This is a genomic window from Mesorhizobium intechi (genome assembly GCF_002879535.1).
GTDB lineage: Bacteria > Pseudomonadota > Alphaproteobacteria > Rhizobiales > Rhizobiaceae > Mesorhizobium > Mesorhizobium intechi.
The window spans coordinates 1-5,612 of record NZ_PNOT02000162.1 but is presented as its reverse complement, the minus strand read 5'-3'; the positions used below and the strand labels follow the sequence as shown (position 1 = coordinate 5,612).

Below are 5,612 nucleotides of genomic sequence, written 5' to 3'. Positions count from 1 at the left end.
GTGCTGCTGCTGATCACCGTGCCGGTCATGGCGCCGGCGATCTTCGCCGGCTTCTTCCTGTCGATGACCTTCTCCTGGGATGAGTTCGTGATCTCCTTCCTTCTGACCCGCTTCGACACCACGCTGCCGGTGGAGATCTGGAACCTGCTGCGCTCGGGCCTCAACCCGAAAACCAACGCCGTCGGTTCGCTGGTCTTCGCCGTTTCCATCGTGCTGGTCGTGCTGTTCGAACTGACATTGCTGCGCCGGAGAAAAGCATGACCGCGCCTCTGGTCGACATCCGCGCCGTCTCGCACCGTTTCGGGCAACTGGCGGTGCTGAAGAACGTGTCGTTGCGGATCGAGTCCGGCAGCTACACCATCCTGCTTGGGCCGTCGGGCTCGGGCAAGACGACGCTGTTGTCCATACTGGGCGGCTTCGTCATGCCCAGCGAAGGCAAGGTGTTCATCCGCGGCGAGGACTGCACCGCGGTGCCACCGGCCAGGCGCCCGACGACGACCGTGTTTCAGGATTATGCGCTGTTCCCGCATATGAGCGTCGGCGGCAATGTCGGCTTCGGGCTGCGCATGCAGGGCGTCGATGGCGCGACGCGGGCCGCAAAGGCGCGCGAGGCGCTGGCGTTGGTGGGGCTGGCCTCCGCCTTCGACAAGAAGCCGCACCAGCTCTCCGGCGGGCAAAGGCAGCGTGTGGCGCTAGCGCGGGCGCTGGTCATCGAGCCTGCCGTGCTGCTGCTCGACGAGCCGCTCGGCGCGCTTGATCTGAAATTGCGCCGGCAGATGCAGGACGAGTTGAAGGCGATCCAGAAGCGGGTCGGCACCGCCTTCATCCATGTCACCCACGACCAGGAAGAAGCGATGGCGCTGGCCGACCATTGCGTGGTGATGAATGACGGCCGCATCGAGGACGAAGGGCCGCCCGAGCGCGTCTATGCCAGGCCGGCGACACGTTTTTCGGCGACCTTCATGGGCGAAAGCACGATCCTTTCCGGCAAGGTCACGGAACGCGGGGACAGGACAAGCACGGTCTCGACGCCGGCCGGCCCGGTCTTGGTGCGCAGCGCCTTGCTTGTGGGTTCGGCTGTAGCATTGGCCATCCGGCCGGAGCATCTCGTGCTCGACGGGGCCGCCGGCACCGCAAGCCTCGGCATGGCGAAAGTGGGCGACGTCGTCTTCCAGGGCAGCTTCAAGCGCGTGCTTGCCGCCTCCGTCGAAGACCCCTCGCTGCAATTCATCGCCAAGCTGCCGGCGACAGCCACCGTCCAATCCGGCGACACGGTTGCCGTTTCGTGCGATACCGACCAGATCATCGTTCTGACGGACTGAAATGGGATCGCTTCCGGTCATCGACGCACCAGACTGGTACGAGGCCATCCGCATGGCGGACGGCGTCACGCTGATCCACGAGCCATGGATAAAACCGTTCTTCCGCTGCAACATCTGGCACGTGCGCGGCCGCGACCGTGACCTTCTGTTCGACACCGGTCTCGGCCATTTCAGCCTGCGCACATATGTGCCGCTGGTCACGGAACGCAAGCTGACCTGTGTCGCCAGCCATACGCATTTCGACCATATCGGCTGTCATCACGAATTTCCCGACCGTTGCGTGCACCGGGCCGAAGCGAAAATCCTCGCCGATCCGCGCAATGAGTGGACGGTGGCTGACCGCTATGCGACCGACGATATGTTCGATGGATTGCCGCAAGGCTGGGAGTCGTCCCGCTACCGGATCCTGCCTGCCCCGGCCGACCGTCTGCTCGAGCATGGCGACATCGTCGATCTCGGCGACCGCGCCTTCGAGGTGATCCACACACCGGGCCATTCACCGGGCGGCATCGCGCTCTACGAGAAGAAGACCGGCATACTATTGTCCGGCGACATTATCTATGACGGCCCGCTGATCGACGATGTCTACCATTCGGACATGTCCGACTATGTCGAGACTCTGCTCGCGACGCGCGAGCTCGACGTCTCGGTCGTGCATGGCGGCCATTTCCCGAGCTTCGGCAAGGTGCGCTACCGCCAGCTGATCGACGAGTACCTGGCGCAGAAACGCCAGGCCGGCTGCCACCTGCGGCGGCACACCTGAGAAACACGAGATCAGTTCACCGTTTCACGGAACCGGCGAACTGATCCAACTCTTTGTTTTGACGCAAATTCCGGGCGGAAAACCGCATACACTTTTCGTGGAATTGCTCTAAGGCATCAATTCAAAGTGCCGCGGGAATGCCTGGTGCAGCAGGAGCAGCATGGTCTTGCGCAGCACGTTGGTGTCGCGGCTCGAAGGGTTCAGATGGTCCCAGTACCATGCGCCGTGAACCAGATAATTCAGGCTCTCCGACAAGGTGTTGATGTCGACGCCGGCATAGCCGCCGCTGCGGGAAATCTCGATCAGCAGCTCGCGCGCTTCGGCGGTGTAGGCGAGATCGCTCGGCAGGCCGATCTCATTGTAGATCTGCATGCTCTTGCGGTCGCTTGAGAACACGACAAAGACCGACACCCATTTGGGATGCTGCCGGGCGAAACGCTGCGCACAATCGACGGCGCCCAGCAGCCTTTCGGCCGGCGGCAGGCCGGGCGCCCGCACCAGGCTGATCCACAGCGCGTCATACTGGTCGCTGAGATACTGAAGCACAGCCCGGAACAGGTTTTCCTTGCTGCGAAAATGAAAGACGACCAGCGCGTTGGACGAGCCGACATGTTCGGCGATGCGCTGCATGGTGAGGCTCGCCAGGCCCTCCTCCGCGATGAGCTCGATGGTGGCGTCGATGATGCGCTGCACGCTGGCTTCGCCGCGCTCGCGTCGGCGGTCCTTGGGCGGCGCGGCATCGTTTGCCGCGCCCTTGGTCGTCCCGAGCTTGCGTTTTTCCGGCTTTGCGGTGGCCTTGCGTTGCGGCATTTTCGTCAGGCCCTTCCAACCCACGGCGGAGATACCTGCCGCATATATTGCCTTGCCATGCGCACGCCGGCCCATCCCGGAATCGCTCAAAGCAACGGGCGTGTTCCCGTGTTCCCATACCACTGCCCCCGGGCCGTTTCATAGGCCACCCCCGCCCGGAAGACATCCGCATCACTATAGGTGCGGCCGACGATCTGGATGCCCGTCGGCACGCCGCTGGCGGCGTTGCCCGACGGTATGGACAGAACAGGGCAACGGCTCAGCATGTTGAACGGCGTCGTCATCACCCAGCCCAGCGAGGGGTTCACCTCCTTGCCGTTGATTTCGACCTTGTCCCTGGTCTGGTCGAACTCCGCCGGTACCGCGGGCAACGCGTTTGTCGGGCAGATCAGCACATCATAGGTTTCCAGCAGCGGGCCGAGCGTCTGGTACATCCTGGCCGCCACATCCAACGTCGCGACGAAGTCGGTGGCCTTTGACTTCTGCCCGTCCTCGGCAAACCGCCGGGCATAGCTGGTCATGTCGCTGGCGTGCTCCGCGAGCAGTTGCGACAGGGACGCGCCGAACAGGTGCTCGAGATAGGCCATTCCGGCCTTGAGCACCCCGTCATCCCAGCCAAGGTCGACTTCCTCGACCGTGGCGCCGAGCGAGCGGAACACATCGCAGGCGGCGAGCGTGTTCCTACGCACGTCGGGGTCGACCTCGAAGGAACCGAGATCCATTGAAAAGGCTATTCTCCAGCCTTTGATCGGCTTGTAGTCGAGCGGCAGGCGCAATTTGGGACGCAGCGTGGCGATGTCGAGCGGGCTCGGCCCCGCCATGACGTTCTGCAGCAGGATCGCATCCCTGACGTTTCGCGCCAACGGCCCGGTGTGGCAGTAGAAATCAAGGTTGAAAGGCGGCTCATCGGGATTGCGACCGTAAGGCGGCTTGTAGCCGACAAGACCGCAGGCCGAGGCCGGAATGCGGATCGATCCGGCAATGTCCGAACCGGTAGCGATCGATGATGTTCCAGAAGCGAGCGTTGCAGCAGCACCACCCGACGAACCGCCTGGCGTGAAATCGCGATTCCATGGATTGCGTGTCACCCCCCACCGCTTCGACCAGGTGTATCCGGCACAACTGAATTCCGGCGTCGCCGTGCGGGCATGCACGATGCCGCCGGCCTTCATGATGCGCTCGTTCATCGTCGAGGTGTGGCCGCCAATGGCGTCCCTCGACAGCAGCGAGCCATGCGAGGTCGGCTTGCCCTTGATGTAGCTCTCATCCTTGATGCCGATCGGCAGGCCTTCCAGCGCGCCGGTCCTGGCGCCCCTGGCGTATTTCGCCTCGGCTCTGGCGGCCAGCTTCATCGCTTCCTCAAAATACGTGAAGGTGAAGCAGTTGATCGCCGATCTGGTGGCTTCGGCGCGGCGAATGGTGGCCCGCATCAATTCGACGGGCGAGAGTTTCTTTGCCTTGAACAGCCGCAGCGCCTCATGGGCCGGCATGTAGCAGAGGTCGAGATCGGACATCTGAAATCTCCCGCGATCGCAAGACCGCACTGGCGTGGAGGGCGCCGGACCGCACGCCGCGGCCCGGTGGCTGTTGGGTGGGTCCGGCCGGCCGCGCTACTTCTGGAGGTCGGTCCAGATCTTCGTGTAGAGCGCCTGCACATCCGATGGACAGGCCGGCATGAACTGGCCCTTGGCGGCAAATTCAGCCGGAACGTGCACTTCCGGCGCCGTCTTCATGTCGTCCGGCATGAAAGCCTCGGAGCCCTTGATGCCGTTGGCGTAGCCGGCGAAAGCCGAGATCATCGCGGCGTTCTTCGGGTCCATGATGAAATTCTGGAACAGCTTGGCGTTCTCGACATTCTTGGCGTCCTTGAGGACGGCGACATTGTCCATCCAGATCGGAAAACCTTCCTTGGGGTAGCCGTAAACGATCTTGTCGTTCTGTAGCCGCTCGCGCAGCGATATGCCGTTCCAGTTGACGCCGGCGGCAATGTCGCCCCGGCCCAGGCCGTCGACGGCCGCGTAGTCGAGCGAAAGCCATTTCGCCTTCGCCTCGACCAGTTTGTCGTGCACCTTCTTCAGCACCTGCATGTCTTTGGTACAGTATTTGCCGCCCTCATAGGCGATGGCGAGGAACATGATGTCCCCCATTTCGGGCACGACATTGATCTTGCCGACAAGCTCCGGCGGCGGGTCGAGAAAAATCGCCGAGGTGTTCGGGTCGCCGGCATACACCGACTTGTTCACCGAAATGCCTGTCGTCCCCCACTGCCACGGAACAGTGTATTTGCGGCCCGGATCGAATGGAACGTCAACCCATCGCTGATCGACATTCTTGAAATTCTCCATCTTGTTGGGGTCGGTTTCCAGAAGCAGACCTTCGCTGATCCAGACCGGCACGACGTTGGCCGATGGCACGACGATGTCATAGCCGGACGCGCCCTGGCGGACCTTGGCCAATGCGGTGTCGTTGGAATCATAGTCGGTGACGGTGACCTTGATCTTGTAGGTCTCCTCGAACTTCTTGATCAGATCCGGGCTGGTGTAGTTGCCCCAATTGTAGATGTTGAGTTCGCCATCGGCGCGGGCAACGCCTGTTGCAGCGAGCAGCGACAGCCCGACGGAGGCCGCGGTCAGTTTCCAGTTCATGCTAGTGCTCCCATTTTTGGGACCGGCGGCGTCGCCGCCTCGGTCCGCCTCCTGCTGATGAACAAGCGTGGC

Annotated in this window: 6 protein-coding genes; 3 read left to right on the top strand and 3 right to left on the bottom strand. The window is 62.7% G+C overall.

Annotated features, from left to right (window positions below):
- The 3 genes from C1D09_RS13610 to C1D09_RS13600 all read left to right on the top strand — a co-directional run.
- Positions 1 to 261: ABC transporter permease (locus tag C1D09_RS13610; RefSeq protein ID WP_425463417.1), on the top strand; the 261-nt coding region annotated here is incomplete at its 5' end.
- Entirely contained in the window at positions 258 to 1,322 is a 1,065-nt protein-coding gene (locus tag C1D09_RS13605; protein WP_143974810.1) for an ABC transporter ATP-binding protein, read from the top strand. The genes C1D09_RS13610 and C1D09_RS13605, both read left to right, overlap by 4 nt.
- Before the next feature lies 1 nt (position 1,323).
- A complete protein-coding gene (locus tag C1D09_RS13600) occupies positions 1,324 to 2,085 on the top strand; it encodes an MBL fold metallo-hydrolase (RefSeq protein ID WP_143974809.1) in 762 nt (253 codons plus the stop codon).
- Between the two features lie 108 nt (positions 2,086 to 2,193).
- Here C1D09_RS13600 and C1D09_RS13595 read toward each other — a convergent pair whose 3' ends face one another.
- The 3 genes from C1D09_RS13595 to C1D09_RS13585 all read right to left on the bottom strand — a co-directional run bounded on the left by C1D09_RS13595 (position 2,194) and on the right by C1D09_RS13585 (position 5,540).
- Complete coding sequence (locus tag C1D09_RS13595) at positions 2,194 to 2,895, bottom strand: TetR/AcrR family transcriptional regulator (protein WP_143974808.1); 702 nt, start codon at positions 2,893 to 2,895, stop codon at positions 2,194 to 2,196.
- Positions 2,896 to 2,981: 86 nt separating this feature from the next.
- Positions 2,982 to 4,409, bottom strand: a complete 1,428-nt coding sequence (locus C1D09_RS13590) for an amidase (protein ID WP_143974807.1) — start codon at positions 4,407 to 4,409, stop codon at positions 2,982 to 2,984.
- A 96-nt stretch (positions 4,410 to 4,505) separates the two neighbouring features.
- Positions 4,506 to 5,540, bottom strand: a complete 1,035-nt coding sequence (locus C1D09_RS13585; RefSeq protein WP_143974806.1) for an extracellular solute-binding protein — start codon at positions 5,538 to 5,540, stop codon at positions 4,506 to 4,508.
- Positions 5,541 to 5,612: the final 72 nt, after the last annotated feature.

Bases quoted from the DNA above. Each gene is read 5' to 3' on its own strand.
- C1D09_RS13605 (WP_143974810.1), top strand. From the start codon at position 258: ATGACCGCGCCTCTGGTCGACATCCGCGCCGTCTCGCACCGTTTCGGG.
- C1D09_RS13600 (WP_143974809.1), top strand. From the start codon at position 1,324: ATGGGATCGCTTCCGGTCATCGACGCACCAGACTGGTACGAGGCCATC.
- C1D09_RS13595 (WP_143974808.1), bottom strand. From the start codon at position 2,895: ATGCCGCAACGCAAGGCCACCGCAAAGCCGGAAAAACGCAAGCTCGGG.
- C1D09_RS13590 (WP_143974807.1), bottom strand. From the start codon at position 4,409: ATGTCCGATCTCGACCTCTGCTACATGCCGGCCCATGAGGCGCTGCGG.
- C1D09_RS13585 (WP_143974806.1), bottom strand. From the start codon at position 5,540: ATGAACTGGAAACTGACCGCGGCCTCCGTCGGGCTGTCGCTGCTCGCT.